The organism is Billgrantia sp. Q4P2 (assembly GCF_052806135.1).
Map to the genome: position 1 here is coordinate 172,190 of NZ_JBRBAI010000001.1, position 17,524 is coordinate 189,713.

Annotated in this window: 13 protein-coding genes; 10 read left to right on the forward strand and 3 right to left on the reverse strand. The window is 64.8% G+C overall.

The window, feature by feature from the left end; all coding sequences use genetic code 11:
- The 5 genes from ACUY1T_RS00825 (at position 1) to msrA (ending at position 9,137) form a co-directional block, all read left to right on the forward strand.
- A complete protein-coding gene (locus tag ACUY1T_RS00825; protein ID WP_446019822.1) occupies positions 1–1,314 on the forward strand; it encodes a UDP binding domain-containing protein in 1,314 nt (437 codons plus the stop codon).
- Between the two features lie 78 nt (positions 1,315–1,392).
- The gene (locus tag ACUY1T_RS00830; protein ID WP_446019823.1) at positions 1,393–2,310 is read left to right on the forward strand and encodes a hypothetical protein; all 918 of its coding nucleotides are present in this window, start codon (positions 1,393–1,395) and stop codon (positions 2,308–2,310) included.
- A gap of 66 nt (positions 2,311–2,376) precedes the next feature.
- A complete protein-coding gene (tamA, locus tag ACUY1T_RS00835; RefSeq protein WP_446019824.1) occupies positions 2,377–4,248 on the forward strand; it encodes an autotransporter assembly complex protein TamA in 1,872 nt (623 codons plus the stop codon).
- A 2-nt stretch (positions 4,249–4,250) separates the two neighbouring features.
- Positions 4,251–8,489, forward strand: coding sequence for an autotransporter assembly complex protein TamB (tamB, locus tag ACUY1T_RS00840; protein ID WP_446019825.1), 4,239 nt, complete (start codon positions 4,251–4,253; stop codon positions 8,487–8,489).
- A gap of 33 nt (positions 8,490–8,522) precedes the next feature.
- Positions 8,523–9,137, forward strand: coding sequence for a peptide-methionine (S)-S-oxide reductase MsrA (gene msrA / locus ACUY1T_RS00845; protein WP_446019826.1), 615 nt, complete (start codon positions 8,523–8,525; stop codon positions 9,135–9,137).
- On the opposite strand, the gene ACUY1T_RS00850 is transcribed toward msrA, so the two are convergent.
- The 3 genes from ACUY1T_RS00850 to can form a co-directional block, all read right to left on the reverse strand.
- Positions 9,118–10,158 carry a hydrolase gene (locus ACUY1T_RS00850; RefSeq protein WP_446019827.1) on the reverse strand — a complete coding sequence of 347 codons (1,041 nt, stop codon included), beginning with the start codon at positions 10,156–10,158 and terminating at the stop codon, positions 9,118–9,120. The two genes, msrA and ACUY1T_RS00850, sit on opposite strands and share 20 nt — an antisense overlap.
- Before the next feature lie 4 nt (positions 10,159–10,162).
- On the reverse strand, positions 10,163–11,470 hold the full coding sequence (pepQ, locus tag ACUY1T_RS00855; protein ID WP_446019828.1) for a Xaa-Pro dipeptidase: 1,308 nt from the start codon (positions 11,468–11,470) through the stop codon (positions 10,163–10,165).
- 69 nt (positions 11,471–11,539) lie between these two features.
- Positions 11,540–12,196 carry a carbonate dehydratase gene (gene can, locus ACUY1T_RS00860; RefSeq protein ID WP_446019829.1) on the reverse strand — a complete coding sequence of 219 codons (657 nt, stop codon included), beginning with the start codon at positions 12,194–12,196 and terminating at the stop codon, positions 11,540–11,542.
- Positions 12,197–12,371: 175 nt separating this feature from the next.
- Between can and gorA the strand changes: the two genes are divergently transcribed.
- The 5 genes from gorA (at position 12,372) to ACUY1T_RS00885 (ending at position 17,523) form a co-directional block, all read left to right on the forward strand.
- The gene (gene gorA / locus ACUY1T_RS00865; protein WP_446019830.1) at positions 12,372–13,733 is read left to right on the forward strand and encodes a glutathione-disulfide reductase; all 1,362 of its coding nucleotides are present in this window, start codon (positions 12,372–12,374) and stop codon (positions 13,731–13,733) included.
- Positions 13,734–13,944: 211 nt separating this feature from the next.
- Positions 13,945–14,523 carry a diaminobutyrate acetyltransferase gene (ectA, locus tag ACUY1T_RS00870; protein WP_446019831.1) on the forward strand — a complete coding sequence of 193 codons (579 nt, stop codon included), beginning with the start codon at positions 13,945–13,947 and terminating at the stop codon, positions 14,521–14,523.
- Positions 14,524–14,603: 80 nt separating this feature from the next.
- The gene (gene ectB, locus ACUY1T_RS00875) at positions 14,604–15,869 is read left to right on the forward strand and encodes a diaminobutyrate--2-oxoglutarate transaminase (RefSeq protein WP_446019832.1); all 1,266 of its coding nucleotides are present in this window, start codon (positions 14,604–14,606) and stop codon (positions 15,867–15,869) included.
- An 83-nt stretch (positions 15,870–15,952) separates the two neighbouring features.
- Complete coding sequence (locus ACUY1T_RS00880; RefSeq protein WP_446019833.1) at positions 15,953–16,348, forward strand: ectoine synthase; 396 nt, start codon at positions 15,953–15,955, stop codon at positions 16,346–16,348.
- A 377-nt stretch (positions 16,349–16,725) separates the two neighbouring features.
- Complete coding sequence (locus ACUY1T_RS00885) at positions 16,726–17,523, forward strand: ATP-dependent zinc protease family protein (RefSeq protein WP_446019834.1); 798 nt, start codon at positions 16,726–16,728, stop codon at positions 17,521–17,523.
- Position 17,524 lies beyond the last annotated feature (1 nt).

Genomic DNA, 17,524 nt, shown 5'->3' on the forward strand with positions numbered 1-17,524 from the left:
ATGCGCATCGAGATACATGGCAGCGAACTGGCGGCGGCGACGGCCGCTGCCGCGCTCTCCTGGGTCGGCCATCAAGTGCGCTGGGTGCCGCATGAGACCATGCGCTGGCCATTGCTCAAGGCGGCTGACTGGCTACGGCGGGAACCGGACCTGCTCGATCGCCTCGAGGAGGGGTTGGAGCAGGGTACCTTGCGCCTGGCCAACGGTGAGGGAGACACTTCGCCGGAAAAGGTCGACATCCTCTGGCTCGCATTGTCGCCGGAGCAGCGCGAGGAGGCCGGCGAACTGGTGGCCGGGGTGGCTGCGCGCCAGGAGGACTCGCTCACCCTGGTCAACAACTCGACGTTTCCCGTTGGCGAGACCGAGCGCCTGGAGTCGCGCCTGGGGCACGACCAGCGCCGTGCGGTCGCCCTGGTCGACATGATCGAGGAGGGCCGGGCCTGGGCCAGCTTCACGCGTCCGGGGCGTTGGCTGTTGGGCTGTGACGACGAGCAGGCCGAGGCCCAGGTGCGCGAGCTGCTGCGGGCGTTCAACCGTCGCCGCGACGTGATCCAACTGATGCCGCGTCGGGCCGCCGAGCTGACCAAGCTGGCGACGATCGGCATGCTCGCCACGCGTATCAGCTACATGAACGAGATTGCCGGGCTCGCCGACAGCCTGGGGGTCGACGTGGAGTACGTGCGCCAGGGGATGGGCGCGGATTCGCGCATCGGCTATGAGTACCTCTACCCGGGCTGCGGCTTCGGCGGTCCTCACCTCTCGCGCGACCTGATGCGCCTGGCCGATGTACAGGAGGCCAGCGGTCGTCATTCAGCACTGCTCGAACAGGTGCTGGACATCAATGAGCAGAAGAAGGAAACCCTGTTTCGCAAGCTCTGGACCCATTTCCACGGACAGCTCGAAGGACGTACCGTGGCGATCTGGGGGGCCGCCTTCAAGCCGGGTTCTGCGCGCATCGACCATGCGCCGGTACTCACGCTGCTCAAGGCGCTCTGGGCCCAAGGCGTACGGGTACGACTGCACGACCCGGCGGCGACCCCGGCGCTGCGCGCCGAAGTGGGCGACCATCCGCTGCTGTCGCTGTTCGACGGCGACCCCTATGCCGCTTGTGATGGGGCAGATGCGCTGATGCTGATAACCGAGTGGAAGCACTACTGGAATCCGGACTGGCCGCGTCTGGCCTCGCTATTGCAAGAGCGTCTGTTGCTGGATGGCCGTAATATCTACGATCCTAACCATGTGGCCAGTTGGGGGCTGACCTATCGTGGCATAGGCCGCCGCGCTGACCCGCAAGAGCGGCTGACGACGCGTTGAGGCAGCGGTGTGCGCGCAGGTGCTTGACCTGCTTACAATGGACAGGCGCCTGCCGCACCTGCCTAGAAGGAGTTTGACATGCCCGAAGCGCGTCCCTCCGAGCGACGTCCCATCGTGCCCGATCCGGATTCCAGCCTGACAAGGCCGCGCCGTCCTTCAACACCGCAACCCCGCCTGTGGCCTCTGAAGTTTGCCGTGCTGCTGCTTCTGGTCATGCTTGTCGGGGTGTCGTGGTTGGGCTGGCAGGAGCGCGAGCGTCTGAGTGCCCAGGTACAACAGATTTCCGCCGAGATGTCCAACGTCCATGCCCGCTTCGATGCGGAAGAGGGGCGCGGTGATCGCCTCGAAACCATCGAGTCACGGCTCTCCTCCACGGAAGACCACGCCGAATCGATCGTGGCGCGCATGGCGAGCCTGGAGGTCGAGGTGCAGCAGGTCACCGAGGGGGATGCCTCCAGGTATGCTGCGCTCGATGAGCGCGTCGATGACGTTGCGGCCAGGCTCGAGCGGCTGATCGGCGAGGCGGAGAATCGCGACGCCATGCTCATGGCGATACGCACCTCCCTCGATTCGCTGGAGCGAGCAGGCGAGGAGGGTCGCGAAGCCTTGGCCGCAAGGATCGAGACGTTGGCCACGGCCAACGAGCGCCAGGGGCAACGGCTTGCCGAATGGCAGTCGCTGCAGGATGAGCTGGCGGAACGACAGCAGAGCGTGAGAGCATCGTTCGACGAGCGGCTCGAGGCCGTGGACGAGCATGTCCAGCAGCTCGTGGAGCAGGAACTCGCAGCCCTGGAAGAGAGCATGCAGGCACGGGAAGCGGCGCTGGCAGAGCGTCTCGACGGGCTGTCGGCCGAGATCGAGGCAGTCGCCGAGCGTGACGAAGCCACGCAGGCCGTCGACAGTCTCCAGGGCCGCTTGACGGCGATAGAGGCCGAGTTGCGCGAGCTGCGCCAGGAGCAGCTGTCACTCAGCGCCGGGCTGGAAGCCCTGCGATAGTTTTGCCTGGTCCGTTCGCGGGCCGGGCAAGAGTCAAGTCGGGAAGCCGTGAATATGGGAAGAGGCGTGATTTCACGCATGGGGGCGGCGGCCCTGTGTCTTGGCATGGCGCATGGAGCGCTGGCACTCGAGGCACGCATCGACGGACTGGAAGGTGATGTCGCCGACAACGTCCGCTACTACCTTGATGCTCTGGATGCGGACCAGTACGACCGACGCCGTCTGGAAGGCGAGGCAGTGCGACGCACGCGCGAGGCCATGCGAGTCTATGGCTACTACGAGCCGCGCGTGCGTTCGCAGCTCGACGAGCAGGACCCGCCGCGCTACGTCAGCCTCGCCATCGATCCCGGCCCGCAAGTCGTCATCGAGGTGCTCGACATCCGGTTGGAAGGTGAAGCCGCCAGGGACGAGCCCTTTCGCGATACCGTTGATGCCTTTCCCCTGGCGGAAGGGGACCCGCTGGTGCATGCACCATGGGATCGCATGCGCAACCGGCTGGCCAATCTCGCCCTCGAGCGTGGCTATTTCGACTGGTCCTTCACCGACCGGCGCATGGAGGTGCGGCCCTTCGACGAGAGCGCCAGGCTCTATCTCACCCTCGACAGCGGTCGACGCTACGACTTTGGGGACATCGCGATTCGCGGTAACCATATCGTCGAAGACCGATTGCGCAACATGGCCCCCTTCGAGCCAGGCAACCCCTATCTCGCCGGCCAGGTAGCGCTTTATGCGCAGCGCCTGGGCCAGACCGGCTGGTTCAGTTCGGTCAGCGTGCGACCGCGGCTCGACGCGCGCCGCGAGCTTGTCCTGGCGCCACCGACGGTGGGCTGGTGGAACGCGGTCGCGACCGAAGGGGAGGCGGCGCTACCGCAGGTGCCGACCTCGCGCACCATGATGGCCACCGGGCCCCGTCTCTCCGCCTCGGCGCTGGCCGCCGTCGCTCGCCTGAGTGCGCCCGAGCGGCCCAATATGCCGATCGACGTGGTGCTGGCTCCGGCCGACCGCCACCAGTTCGAAACCGGTGTCGGCTATGCTACCGATGTCGGGCCGCGTGTGCATTTCGGCTGGAACCAGCCGTGGATCAATCGTTATGGGCACAGCCTCGAGCACGACTTCTTCATTTCACAGCCTGAGCAGCACCTGACCGGCACCTATTTGCTGCCGCTGGATAACCCGCTGCGCGACCAGTACCGTTTCCAGTACGGCTTGCGCCATCGCGACATCGAGGACACGCGTACCAACGAGGCGACCGTCGAGTTGGCGCGCCGCTGGGAGTTCGACAACCGCTGGGTACAGACGCTGTTCGTGCGCGCCACCTTCGAGGACTTCACCCAAGGCGGTGAGGCCGAGAGCGTCTTCATCTACTACCCCGGGGTGAGCTGGTCGCGAACGCGCACCCGCGACCCCCGTTTTCCCACCTGGGGCGACCGTCAGCGCATTACCCTGGAATACTCCGATACCATCTGGGGCTCGGATGCCGACTTCCTGCGCATGACGGGCAACACCGAATGGATACGCATGCTTGGCGATGACCTGCGCTTCGTCACTCGGCTGGCCCTGGGCGCCATCGAGACCAGCGATTTCTCACAGGTGCCGCCTTCGCTGCGCTTCTTTACCGGTGGCGATCGTACGGTCCGCGGGTACGGCTACGAAACCCTGGCACCGCGCAACGAAGAGGGGTTGCTGCGCGGTGGCCAGCAGATGCTGGCTGGCAGCGTCGAACTTCAACGTCACATCACCGGCAACTGGTGGGGCGCGGCCTTCGTCGACAGCGGGGACGCCTTCGACGACTGGTGGCCGGAAACCCTCAATACCGGTGCCGGACTTGGCGTGCGTTGGATCTCCCCCGTCGGGCCGGTGCGTTTCGATATCGCCCACCCCTTCGATGACGAGGAGAACTCGTGGCGCCTGCACTTCGCCATCGGCCCGGAATTCTGAGGATGCGTTTGTTGCTCTGGTCGTTCGTGCGGTTGCTGATCGTGTTGCCCCTGCTGGCGATTGGCGCCGCGACCCTCGTGCTCGGCCTGGCGCTGTCGCCCTGGGGGGCTGGACTGTTGCTCGAGGAGGGAGCCAAACGCGGCTTCTACCAGTTGGAGCACGTCGAGGGAGCACCGCTGGATCGCCTGGTACTGCATGGGTTCCGGATCGAAGCGGGCCCTGCCGAGATCGCCGCCGAGCGACTCGAACTCGCGTGGGCGGACGACTGCCTGCTGCGTGGCCGCTTGTGCATCGAGCGCCTGGCCATGCAGGGGGGGCATGTGCTGCTACACCAGGATGCGACCGAGGGGGCACCGGCCCAACCAGCCGCGGAGCGGGGCGAAGCGATGGATCCCATCCAGCTGCCGCTGCCGCTGGAGATCCGCGAACTGGCACTCGAGGATACTCGGGTGCAGCTGGCCGACGGCACGCAGATCGAGCTTGCGCGGCTGACGACGAGTGCTGCGGCGGAGAGCTCCCAGCTGCAGTTGGGAGCCTCTCGTGCCGACGACCTGCGCATCGTGCTGCCCGCGAGTCCCGAGCCGGTGCCGGACACCGATGACGAAGTGGCACAGCGGCCTGCACTGGAGGCGCTCGAAGACGCACCGCAAACGCTGGACCCGGTACCGTTTCGCTTCCCGCTGGAGATTCTGGCCCCCGAGCTCGAAATAGAGAACGTAGAACTGTGGCTGGCTGACGGTACGCGCATCACTTGGGATTCCCTCTACACCGGCATCGAGGCCGAGGATGAGCGACTGACCCTGCTGCCTACGCGGTTGACCCAACTGCAAATCGCTATTCCACCTTCTGGCCCGGCCCAACTGGCTCTGGAGGTGCCGGCAGATGCCACCGCGCTGAGCGAGCAGGCTCTCGCTGCCGCCGAAGCCGTGCGGGCCCCGCCAGCCGAGCCTGTGCTGCCCTTTGAGGAGCGCGAACGTATCGCGCTACCCGAGATCGTACTGCCGCTGACCGTCTCGGCGCCCCGTGTCCACGTTGCCGGTATCGAAGTGAGCGGCCCGGTGGACTACGCCTTGCGCCATCTCACGCTAGCCTTCGAGGCGAGCGGCCAGCAGGTCGAGGTCGCTGCGCTTGAAGTTGCCAGCCTCGACGCCGATGCCAGGCTGACCGCCCGAGTCGAGCTGCGCGACGACTACCCGCTCGAGGCGCGGCTCGAAGCGGCCCTGTGGCTGCCCGAGCTGATGCCAGAACTGGCCGGCCAGCGCCTCGACATGAGGCTGGAGGGCAGCCTGGGCGACCTCAGCGCGCAATTGGTGGCTCACGGCCCGGTCGATGCCCGCCTGACGGCGCAAGCCGATGTGCTGGATCCCGCCGTGCCATTCAACGCCTCGCTGCAGAGCGAGTTCCTGCGCTGGCCGTTGCCCATGGCGGCGGAACTGGCGCAGGCGGAGGAGCTTTCCGAGCCATATGTGGTCGAGGATATCTCCCTGCGGCTGTCGGGTAGCCTGGCCGACTACAGCGCCGCGCTGTCGGTGCGTCTGGAAGGTCCCGATATCCCCCTGACCCGGGTTGCCCTGTCGGGTAGCGGCGATTTCGAGCACTTCGCCTGGACGCCGCTGTCGCTGAGCCTCGGCGATGCCTCGATAGTCAGCCGGGGGCGAGTCGAATGGCACGACGGCATCGACGTCGAGGCCACCGCGAGACTCGACAATGTCGATCCGGGGCTGTTTACCGACGCCATGCAAGGCCGCCTCGACGGCAATCTGGATGTCACCTTCAGCCAGACCCCCGAGGGTTGGCAACTGCGCGTGCCGCGGCTGGCCATCGACGGTGAGCTACAGGAACTGCCATTGTCGTTGCGAGCACGTCTGGCGGGGGACAGCGACATGCAGTGGCAGATCCAGGAGTTCGATTTCCGCCAGGGCAGCAATCGTGTCACGGCCAGCGGAGCGATCTCGGACAGGCAGATGGACCTGAGCGGGGATATCTCGCTTACCGAGCTTGGCAGCTTGCATGACGAACTCAGTGGCAGCCTGACCGGAAACTTCCGCACTGCAGGCACACCGGAGCGGCCAAGGCTGGTCCTCGATCTGGAGGGCCGGGACCTGGCTTTCGCCGATAATCGCCTGGAGACGCTGCGGCTCACGGGCAGCGTGCAGGGCCTGGACGATCCCGAACTCGATGTGAATCTCGACATCGAGCGCCTCAATGCCGCTGGGCAGCGGTTCAGCGAGGCAAGTCTTGCGCTGGCCGGTCGGCTGTCGTCCCACCGGGCTGAGCTGACGGCCATCGCCGGTCGTGGCATGCCGCTGTCGCGTGCCTCGCTGACGCTCGAAGGTGGTCTGTCCATCGAGCGGCAGCGCTATGCGGGCCGCATCGACCCGCTGGAAGTCGATACCGATTACGGTGAGATGCGCCTCGACGAGCCGATCGTCTTCACTGCCGATCTGGCGACCGGCCGGGCTCAGGTACAGCCGTTCTGCCTGCGCCGAGAGCAGGGCGGCCAACTATGCCTGGACGATACCCTGCAAGCCAGCGCCGATCAGGGGCAGGCGAGCCTGGCCATAAGTGACCTGCCAATGGAGATGTTCGACGAGTGGCTGCCGGAGGACTGGCGCGCCAGTGGACAGACCGACCTGCGGCTCCAGGCGCGCTGGCGGCAAGGCGGACGCCAGTGGAACGTCGAGGCGGACCTCGCCAGTGAGCTCGGCCTCGAGGGGCTCGACATCTACGGGCAGCCTTGGTCCATGCCCACCACTCGCCTCAACGCCCGGCTCGACGCCAGCCAGGCGCGCACGGCGCTCGATCTCGAGCTGGAACTCGGTGATGCGGGTCGCCTCGACCTGGAAATCGGTATCGACGACCCGCTGGGAACCGGTGAGCTGAGCGGCGTGCTGGTTCTCGATGGCCTGGATCTGTCGCACTATCGCACCCTCGCCGAGGGGCTCGACATGCTCGAAGGCGTGGTTGCCGGCAGGGTTGGCATCTCGGGTACGCGGGACAATCCGAGCCTGGACGGGGCGCTCGAACTCTCCGGCCTGCGGGCCTCGGGCCTCGATGTGCCGCTGATCGTCGAGGATGGCCGCATACGCGTCGAGTTCAATGGCGATAGCGCGCGGCTCATGGGCTATGTGGCCAGCGACGAGGGGCGCCTGGTTATCGATGGCAATGCCAGTTGGCCATCGCTGGACGAGTGGCGCATCGCCGTGGATCTGGACGGTACCCAGCGTCCGCTACTGGTGAGTCTCCCGCAGTTCGGTCGGCTGCGCATCGCCCCGCAGATCGCCGTACGGATCAATCCACAGGAACTGCGGGTGCGTGGCGACGTCCAGGTACCCTGGGCCAGGCTCGAGATCGGTGAAGCCCCGCCGGCGGCGGTCAGCCCCAGCCCCGACGAGGTCATCATCACTCGGCGTGACGAGGCGCGAGCCCAGCGGAGCGAAGGGCTCGAGGCAACTGCCGGCGGTGATGAGGCGGCCGCGGTTGCCTTGCGCGAGGCCGGCATGCGCCTGGACGTGCGTCTTGAGCTGCATTTGGGGCCCGACATGATGCTCGTCGCCTCGGGACTCGAAACCGGGCTGGCTGGCACCTTACAGGTGCGTCAGCAGGACGGCCCGGTGCAGCTGTTCGGTGAAGTCAACCTGACCGATGGCCGTTTCCGTGCCTTCGGCCAGGACCTGTTGATCCGGCAGGGCCAGTTGTTGTTCAGCGGCCCACCGGACCAGCCGCTGCTTGACTTCGAGGCCATTCGCAACCCGGACATCACCGAAGATGGGGTCATTGCCGGCCTTCGCGTCACCGGCTTTGCCGCCGAGCCCAGCCTGATGATCTTCTCCGAGCCGGCCATGGACGAGGCGCGGGCGCTTTCCTACCTGCTGCGCGGTCGCGCGCCCAGGGATGGCGATGCGGATGGAGCGCTGACAGCGGCGCTGGTTGGCTTGACGCTCGGGCAGACAGGCGGCGTCGTGGGCGCCATCGGCCAGGCCTTCGGCATCGACGACCTGGCGCTGGAAACCACTGGCGTTGGCGATGAGAGCCAAGTGGTGGTCAGCGGCTACCTGACGGAGGATCTGCGCGTCAGCTATGGTGTCGGTATCTTCTCACCGATCGCAGAACTCACGCTACGCTATACCCTGTGGCGCAACCTGTACGTGCAGGCCGTCTCCGGTGCCGCCCAGGCCGTCGACCTGGTGTATATCTTCACGCGGCCCGGTCGACCGCCCAGGCTCGAGGGTCAGCCATGAACACTTCCACCCGTTTTCCTCGAGGATAACGTCATGATTATCGATCCAGCGGATGCCTTGCCAGGGCGCGAGACAGCGATCCGTGTCTCGGGAATTCATGCCGTGAACGGGCGTTCGATGCTGCCTCCTTTTCCGCAAGGGCATGAGCAGGTCGTCTTTGGACTTGGCTGCTTCTGGGGCGCCGAGCGCCTGTTCTGGCAACTGCCCGGCGTCCATGTCACGGCGGTGGGTTACGCCGGAGGCGTGACGCCCAACCCCACCTACGAAGAGACCTGCACCGGGCGCACCGGCCATGCCGAAGTGGTCAGGGTGGTCTTCGACCCGCGGGAAGTGGATATCGAGACGCTGCTCAGGACGTTCTGGGAGGCGCATGACCCGACCCAGGCCATGCGACAGGGCAATGATGTCGGTAGCCAGTATCGGTCGGCGATCTATGCCGCCAGCGATGACCATCTCTCCGCCGCCCGGCGCAGCCGCGATACTTATCAATACTCGCTGGCCCAGGCCGGGCGAGGGCGGATCACCACTGAAATAGCGCCTCTCGAAGCTTTCTACCTGGCGGAGGAGTACCACCAGCAATATCTGCACAAGAATCCGGGCGGCTATTGCGGCCTGAAAGGGACCGGGGTCAGTTGTCCGATCGGCTGAGATGGCGATCCAAGGCCGACTGCCAGGAGGTCCCGGTGTCGGCCCAGCAAGCAAGTTCGTGACCCAGGCGTCGTGCCAACCAGGGTTGCAGGCGTCGGTTACGCCACTCCATGAAGCCGACATGACCGCCATGGCGAGTGACCTCCAGGCGCACCGCATCGGCTGGCTCGGGTAGGCGCTCGAACAGGCCAGCGGGCATGAAGGGATCATCGTCGGCGTGCAGGATCAGGGTGGGCAGCTCGACCTCACCGAGCAGTCGCCCGGCAGAGGCGCGGAGGTAGTAATCGGCGGCATCGCTGAAGCCATGCAGCGGTGCGGTGATCGCATCGTCGTATCCCCACAGGCTGTCGATTCGCGACAGCGCGCGGTTGTCCAGCGCCAGGGGCAGCTCGCCACGCGCAAGGCGTGGCGCGACCTTGCGTTTCAGTGCGTTCAGCAGGTGGCGTTCATAGATTCGCGAGAAGCCGCGATGCAGCCTTTCCGCGCTGGCGGCGAGGTCGAGCGGCGCGCTGACGATGATCGCCCCGGCCAGGTCGAGGCCACCGCCACCCTGTTCGGCGACGAGCTTGAGCAGCATGTTGCCACCCAGCGAGACACCGGCAGCGACTTTCAGCGCCTTGGGATAGCGTCGCGACAGTTCGCTTGTCAGCCAGTAGGCATCAGCGGTATCGCCGCTGTGGTAGGCCCGGGGCAGGCGATTCGGCCGGTTGCCGCAGCCGCGGAAGTGCATCAACAGCGCTCGCCAGCCCATGCCGCTGGCCGTTGCCAGCAACCAGCGGGCGTAGGGTGAATCGAACGACCCCTCGAGGCCATGAAACAGCACGAAGACCGGCGCCTCCGGGCTCGCAGGGGCTGGCCGGATCCAGTTGAGTTCCACGAAGTCGCCGTCGGGCAGCTCGAGAATCTCGCTATCGCGTGCGAGCCGGGGCCTGGGCAGCAGGCGAGGCAGCAGCGTCTGCACGTGCGGGTTGGTCAACCCGCGCGGGGGAGCGAAGCTGGCGTGCTGCCACCGTTCACGCATGAGGTTACTCGATATCTGCGGTCAGGTTTCTGGCTGCATTGGCCGTGACACTCACGTTGTCCTCGATGCGAATGCCGCCATGGGGAGCCAGGCGCTCGATCAAAGCCCAGTTCAGGTGCTGCCCTGCGGGAGTTGACTCGAGCGGCTCGAGCAGCATGGGAATGACGTACAGCCCCGGTTCTATGGTGACCGTCATTCCCGCTTCCAGTTCCCGCGTCAGCCGCAGTGCCGGATGCTCGGCTGGCGGCGGCAGCGGAGTGCCATCGCGTGCCGTGCGGCCCGCAACGTCGTGAACCTGAACGCCGAGCAGGTGGCCAAGCCCATGGGGGCAGAAGGCTCGTGTGATACCGCTTTCGACGGCAGCCTCGGCGGAAGCGGTAACCAGTTCGCTCTCTACCAACAGTTCACCGAGCAGGCGATGCATCCGCTCGTGCAGCTCGACGAAGTCGACACCGGGAGCGACCGCTGCGACGAGGCGCTGCTTGATGTCGTGCATGCGTGCGATCAGGTCGGCGAAGAGCGGGTCGGCTTCGGCTCCCGGCCAGGTACGGGTGATATCGGCGCAATAGCCACGGAAGCGGTGCCCCGCGTCCACCAGCAGGCTGGGGCGGGAGCGAGGCGGTTCGCTGTCGTAATGCTGATAATGCAGCACCGCGGCATGCGCGCCGATGCCGACGATATTGCCATAGGGCAGCTCGCCTTCACGCTGACGCGAGGCTTGGAGATAGGCCAGGTGAATGTCGAGTTCGCTGCCCCCGGCCAGGAAGGCTTCCCGGGCGGCACGGTGGCCAAGCTCAGCCATGCGATTGGCCTCGCTCAGACAGACGATCTCGTACTCGTTCTTGCGCACGCGTCCTTCGTCCAGGGCAGACAGCAGGGCGGCCGGGTTGCGCTGAGCGGCGAGAGCCGTGGCGTCGTCGTCGGATACGTTGCCGATCACGGCAAAGCGGCCTGCGCCGAGCTTCGGCGGCGTGTCATGGCGACCAGTCAGCACCTCGAAATGCTCGGTCCATGCCTGTGCGGGTAACTGGGGTGGCAGGTGCCAGAAGTCGTTCGGCGCATGGAAATAGCAGATGGGCCGCTGTCCGGGGCGGATCAGCAGCCAGCTATGGGACAGGCCGGCCTGGCCGGTCCAGTGCTGGAAATGGCCGTAGCTGCAGAAGCTGGCGTGCTGGTCGTCACCGAAGTGAAGGGCAGGGTGGCCGCTGTAGATCAGTACGCCATCGTAGCCCAGTGCCGTCAGTACCTCGGCATAGTACTGCTCGAGGGCCCGGAGATGTTCACGCTGAAGCGTGGCGAGTGGATCGGACATGAGATTTCCCTGCGATGGACATCGCTCGCAGTGTAGGGGGCGCAGCCCGCGGTTTCGAGCCGGTCCGGATCAGCAGGAGTCGGGGCTCGCCTCGATGCGATCGATGCGGTAGAGCGTGGCCACCTGATCGAGGCCCGTCACGGTGCAACCGAGATCGGTGATACGGCCGTCGCCGAGCCCATAGATCCAGCCATGTACGGCCAGGGGTTGGCCGCGCTGCCAGGCGAGCTGGACGATCTTGGTACGGCACAGGTTGTTGACCTGGGCCTGCACGTTGAGCTCGCACATGCGATCGATCTGCTCATCGAGGGGAAGATGCTCCAGGGAGGAACGGTTATGACTATAGAGTTCGCGGACTGAGTGCAGCCAGTAATCGACCATGCCGCATTCGCCACCGGCTACGGCCGCCCGCACGCCGCCGCAGCCGTAGTGGCCCACGACCATGATGTGCTTGACCTGCAACACATCGACGGCGTACTGCACCACGGATAGCGCATTCATGTCATTGTGATGCAGCAGGTTGGCGACGTTGCGATGAACGAAGACCTCGCCCGGGGGAAGCGACACGATCTGGTTGGCGGGTACCCGGCTGTCCGAACAGCCGATCCAGAGGTAGTCCGGATTCTGCTGCTGTGAAAGCCGCGTGAAATAATCCGCATCCTCCCGACACATCCGCTCCGCCCAGGCGCGGTTGTTGTCGAGCAGGATTTCGATTTCCTTGTCCATGGTTGGGTCCGTTGGCCAGGGGTGGCTGTTGTCGAGCGCTTCTTTTACCGCCGCTGACGGTGGGGGTCAACCGAAGCATCCGCGGGAGCTTGCTCTACACGCCAAGGCAGCGCTGGTAAAATCGTGCGATCCGACCGGGTCCGTCACCCATACCCGGCAAGACAAGGAGAATCGTGTGTCTGACTTCGACTATGACCTGTTCGTCATTGGCGCCGGCTCCGGAGGGGTGCGCGCCGCCCGCACCGCGGCGGCGACCGGTGCACGGGTGGCCGTTGCCGAGGACCGCTATCTGGGCGGTACCTGTGTCAACGTGGGCTGTGTGCCGAAGAAGCTCTACTCCTATGCCGCGCACTTCCACGATGCCTTCCAGGATGCCCGTGGCTTCGGCTGGAACCTGCCCGAAGCCCCCGTGTTCGACTGGGCCACGCTGCGTGACAACAAGGTACGTGAGATCGCCCGGCTCAACGAGATCTACGGTCGCCTGCTGGACAATGCCGGCGTGCGCCTGATCAACGGGCGTGCACGGGTGGTGGATGCACACCGCGTCGAGGTCGCAGGGGAGAGTATCACCGCCGCCAAGATCTTGGTGGCCGTCGGCGGCTGGCCCTGGGTACCCGATTTTCCGGGGCGAGAACTGACCGTGACCTCCAATGAAGTGTTCGATCTGGCGCAGATGCCGCGACGTTTCCTGGTCCTCGGCGGCGGTTACATTGCCGTGGAGTTCGCCAGCATCTTCAATGGCCTGGGCAGCGAGTCCCACCTGGTCTATCGCGGTGAGCTGTTCCTGCGTGGCTTCGATCGCGAAGTGCGCGAGTTCACGCGTGAGCAGATGGCGGCCAAGGGCGTCAATCTGCACTTCGAGACCAATATCGAGAGTATCGAAAAGGTCGCGGGCGGCCTGCTGGTATCGCTCACCAACGGCGAGTCGCTGGAGGTCGATGCCGTGCTGGCCGCTACCGGCCGCAAGCCCAATCTGGAAGGCGTCGGGCTCGATGCCCTTGATGTCGAACTCAACGTTGACGGTAGCGTCAAGGTGAACGAACGCTTCGAGACATCGGTGCCTTCCATCCTGGCGCTAGGCGACGTGACCGGTGGGCCGGAACTGACGCCGGTGGCCCTGGCCGAAGCGATGCACCTGGTACAACAGCACTTCAGCGACACGCCGGCGGCACCCATGGACTATCGCAACATCGCGACCGCCGTGTTCTGTCATCCCAACATCGGTACGGTGGGGCTTTCGGAGGAACAGGCGCGCAAGCAGCATGGTGCGATACGGGTCTACCGCACCGATTTTCGCCCCATGAAACATACGCTTTCCGGCAGCGAGGAGCGCTGCCTGATGAAGCTGATCGTCGATGACGCCAGCGACGTGGTGGTTGGCGCCCATATGGTGGGCGAGGAGGCTGGCGAGCTGATCCAGGGCATCGCCATTGCCGTGAGGGCCGGCCTCACCAAGGCCGATTTCGATGCCACGGTCGGCATTCACCCGACGGGAGCCGAGGAATTCGTCACCATGCGTACGCTTTCACGCCACTGAAACGACGCTCCTTGCCATCATCGGGTCGCCTGCGGGCGGCCCGATGTCGTTCTGACCTCTGTGCGTCAGCATGGGCTAGACTTCTCATAGCGCTTCGGCAACCAATGATAATTTTTTGTTATGCAATCGTGCCGTAGCCATAATGCTAGTTTTGATTTGCCGGTGAGCCCTGTTATCATTAGTCGCAACATCGCTACAGCGAAGCCTTACCATGAATGTGACACCGCAGCCTTTCACTCCCTCCGCCGAGCTGGCCCGACCCAGTGTGGCCGATGCCGTAGTCGGCAGTGATGCCTCGCCACTGTTCATTCGCAAGCCCAATCCGGACGACGGCTGGGGGGTCTACGAGCTGGTCAAGTCATGCCCGCCGCTCGACGTCAATTCAGCCTACGCCTACCTGCTGCTGGCGACGCAATTCCGCGATACCTGCGCCGTTGCCACCAATGACGAGGGTGAAATCGTCGGTTTCGTGTCGGGTTACGTGAAGAGCAACGCGCCGGATACCTATTTCCTCTGGCAGGTGGCAGTAGGCGAGAAGGCCCGCGGCACCGGCCTGGCGCGGCGTCTGGTCGAGGCGGTCATGAGCCGCCCCGAAATGGTCGAGGTTCATCACCTGGAAACCACCATCACGCCGGACAATCAGGCGTCCTGGGGGTTGTTCCGCCGCCTTGCCGATCGCTGGCAGGCGCCTCTCAATAGCCGTGAGTACTTCTCCACGGATCAACTCGGTGGTGAACACGATCCCGAGAATCTCGTGCGCATCGGTCCCTTCGACACACGGCGCATCTGAGCCCATCCGATTCGCTGGATGGTCGAGGCCCTCGGCCATCCATGCTTTCCTACGCTTGATTATCTCGACAGGAGGTCGACATGCAGACCCAGACTCTCGAACGTCTCGAATCCAATGTGCGAACCTATTCGCGCTCTTTCCCGGTGGTCTTCACCACGGCCAAAAATGCTCGGCTGACCGATGAGGAGGGACGCGAGTACATCGACTTCCTGGCCGGTGCCGGCACCCTCAACTACGGTCACAACAACCCGCACCTCAAGCAGGCGCTGCTCGATTACCTGGACAGCGACGGTATCGTGCACGGCCTCGATTTCTGGACCGCCGCCAAGCGCGACTACCTGGAAACCCTCGAAGAGGTGATCCTCAAGCCGCGTGGGCTGGAGTACAAGGTCCACCTCCCGGGGCCCACCGGTACCAACGCCGTCGAGGCCGCCATTCGCCTGGCCCGGGTGGCCCAGGGGCGACACAACATCGTCACCTTCACCAACGGCTTCCACGGCGTGACCATGGGGGCGCTTGCCACTACCGGCAATCGCAAGTTCCGGGAAGCCACTGGTGGCATTCCGCTGCAGGGCAGCGCCTTCATGCCTTATGACGGCTATCTGGGCGAGCACGCCGATAGCCTGGACTACTTCGAGAAACTGCTGGGCGACAACTCCAGCGGCCTGGACCTGCCGGCGGCGGTCATCGTCGAGACCGTGCAGGGCGAGGGTGGCATCAACGTGGCGGGTCTCGACTGGCTCAAGCGCCTGGAGCGAATCTGCCGCGACAACGGCATCCTGCTGATCGTCGACGACATCCAGGCCGGCTGCGGTCGTACCGGCAAGTTCTTCAGCTTCGAGCATGCCGGTATCAAGCCCGACATCGTGACCAACTCCAAGTCGCTGTCCGGCTTCGGTCTGCCGTTCGCCCACGTCCTGATGCGCCCCGACCTCGACAAGTGGAAGCCCGGCCAGTACAACGGCACCTTCCGCGGCTTCAACCTGGCCTTTGCCACGGCCGCCGCCGCCATGCGACAGTACTGGCGTGACGACACCTTCGAGCGCGACGTTCAGCGCAAGGGCAGGGTGGTCGAAGATCGCTTCCAGAAGATTGCCGCCTGGATCAGCGAGCGGGGCGTAGCGGCTTCCGAGCGTGGCCGTGGCCTGATGCGCGGGATCGATGTGGGCGACGGCGACCTGGCGGACAAGATCACCGCCAAGGCCTTCGAGAAGGGCCTGGTGATCGAGACCAGCGGTCAGGCCGGCGAGGTGGTCAAGTGCCTGTGTCCGCTGACCATTCCCGATGAGGATCTGCTCGAAGGGCTGGATATCCTCGAGGCGAGTGTCAAGGAGGTCATGGCCTGACCTGTGGCGCCCATGGCATTCATGTTACCGGCCGGCTGTAGCGGCAGCCGGCCAGTCTATGGTTTGAACGGAGACATAGGAAGATGATCGTTCGCAATCTCGAGGAAGCGCGCAAGACGGACCGACTGGTCAAGGCGGAAAGCGGAACCTGGGACAGCACACGCCTGGTGCTGGCCAATGACGGCGGTGGCTTCTCGTTCCATATCACGCGGATCTACGAAGGCACCGAAACGCACATCCACTACAAGCATCACTACGAGTCGGTGTACTGCATCGAAGGTGAAGGCGAAGTGGAAACCCTGGCCGACGGCAAGATCTGGCCGATCAAGCCGGGCGACATCTACATTCTCGACCAGCACGACGAGCATCTGTTGCGCGCACACAAGACCATGCACCTGGCCTGCGTGTTCACACCGCCGATCACTGGTAAGGAAGTGCATCGCGAAGATGGCTCCTACGCGCCGGCCGACGAAGGCTGAATCGGGTACGTGATGGCTTGGCATGAAAGGCGAACCCCGGCAGCGAGCCGGGGTTTTCGCTTGGAGCGCATGCTTTTCTTGGCCACTGTGGCGGTTTGACGGCGTCAGCAGGCAGACTCGAGGTGTGACGCGTTGGCACGGACATGGCTTTGATTCGCATAATGTATATTATGTTAAATTGAATCTCTATCACGGCGTTGGACAACGCCACCTCGAAATCCTTATCATCCTCCGTCATGTTTCGCCGCGACGTTACGTGCGCCCTTCAAGCCAAGCCCACTGCCGCTACGCCTAACCCGTAGCCCGACCGGAGGCTGTCGATTCCAATGCGACCGAGAACGCTATCCGCACCCATACCCTGGTTGCTGAGTTCATTGTTGATCAGCGGATGCGCCCTCACACCCCAGTCAGCGCCCGAGCCCACCCTCAGCCCTGCCGCCTTCGAGGCGCGTATCGGCCAGCTCGAGGAACGGATCGCACATAGCTGCGACCGCTCAGATATCCAGGCTGCCAGCAACCGGCAACAGGCCGAAGTGCTCGCCGAGCTGCGCGATGCCGGCATCACGCTGCGCCATCTGCGTGGCGACATCGAGCGGCTCGAACAGCGGCGCGGCGATGAACCCATGGTGGTGCCGGCAGAATGCAACAATGAGCTGAGCGAGACGCTGTCGGCCAAGGAGATGGTAGGCCGCTCCGAATGGATCGGCCTGCCCGATGTCGGTACCTACCTTCGTGCGCGGGTGGACTCGGGGGCCAACACCTCTTCTCTCTCCGCCACCGATATCACGCGTTTCGAGCGTGACGGCGAGGATTGGGTGCGCTTCAAGCTGGGCCTCAACGAGGACGATATCGTCGTCGACAGCGTGCGTGACGAGTGGATCGAACGTCCGGTAGAACGCCGGGTGCGCATCATGCAGGCCGCCGGCAGCACATCGCGCCCGGTCGTCAGTTTGCTGATGACGCTGGGGCCGATCCGTGAAACGGTGGAATTTACGCTCAACGACCGCACGCATCTCAACTATCCGGTACTGCTCGGACGGCGCTTCCTGATGGATATCGCCCTGATCGATGTGGCGGAGAACTACCTGCACCCCCGGCCCGAGTTCCCCGGTGGCCGTCCGGCCTCCGAGGCGCCGGAGGACGAGATCAACGATCGGGACGAAGAAGAAGGTTGAT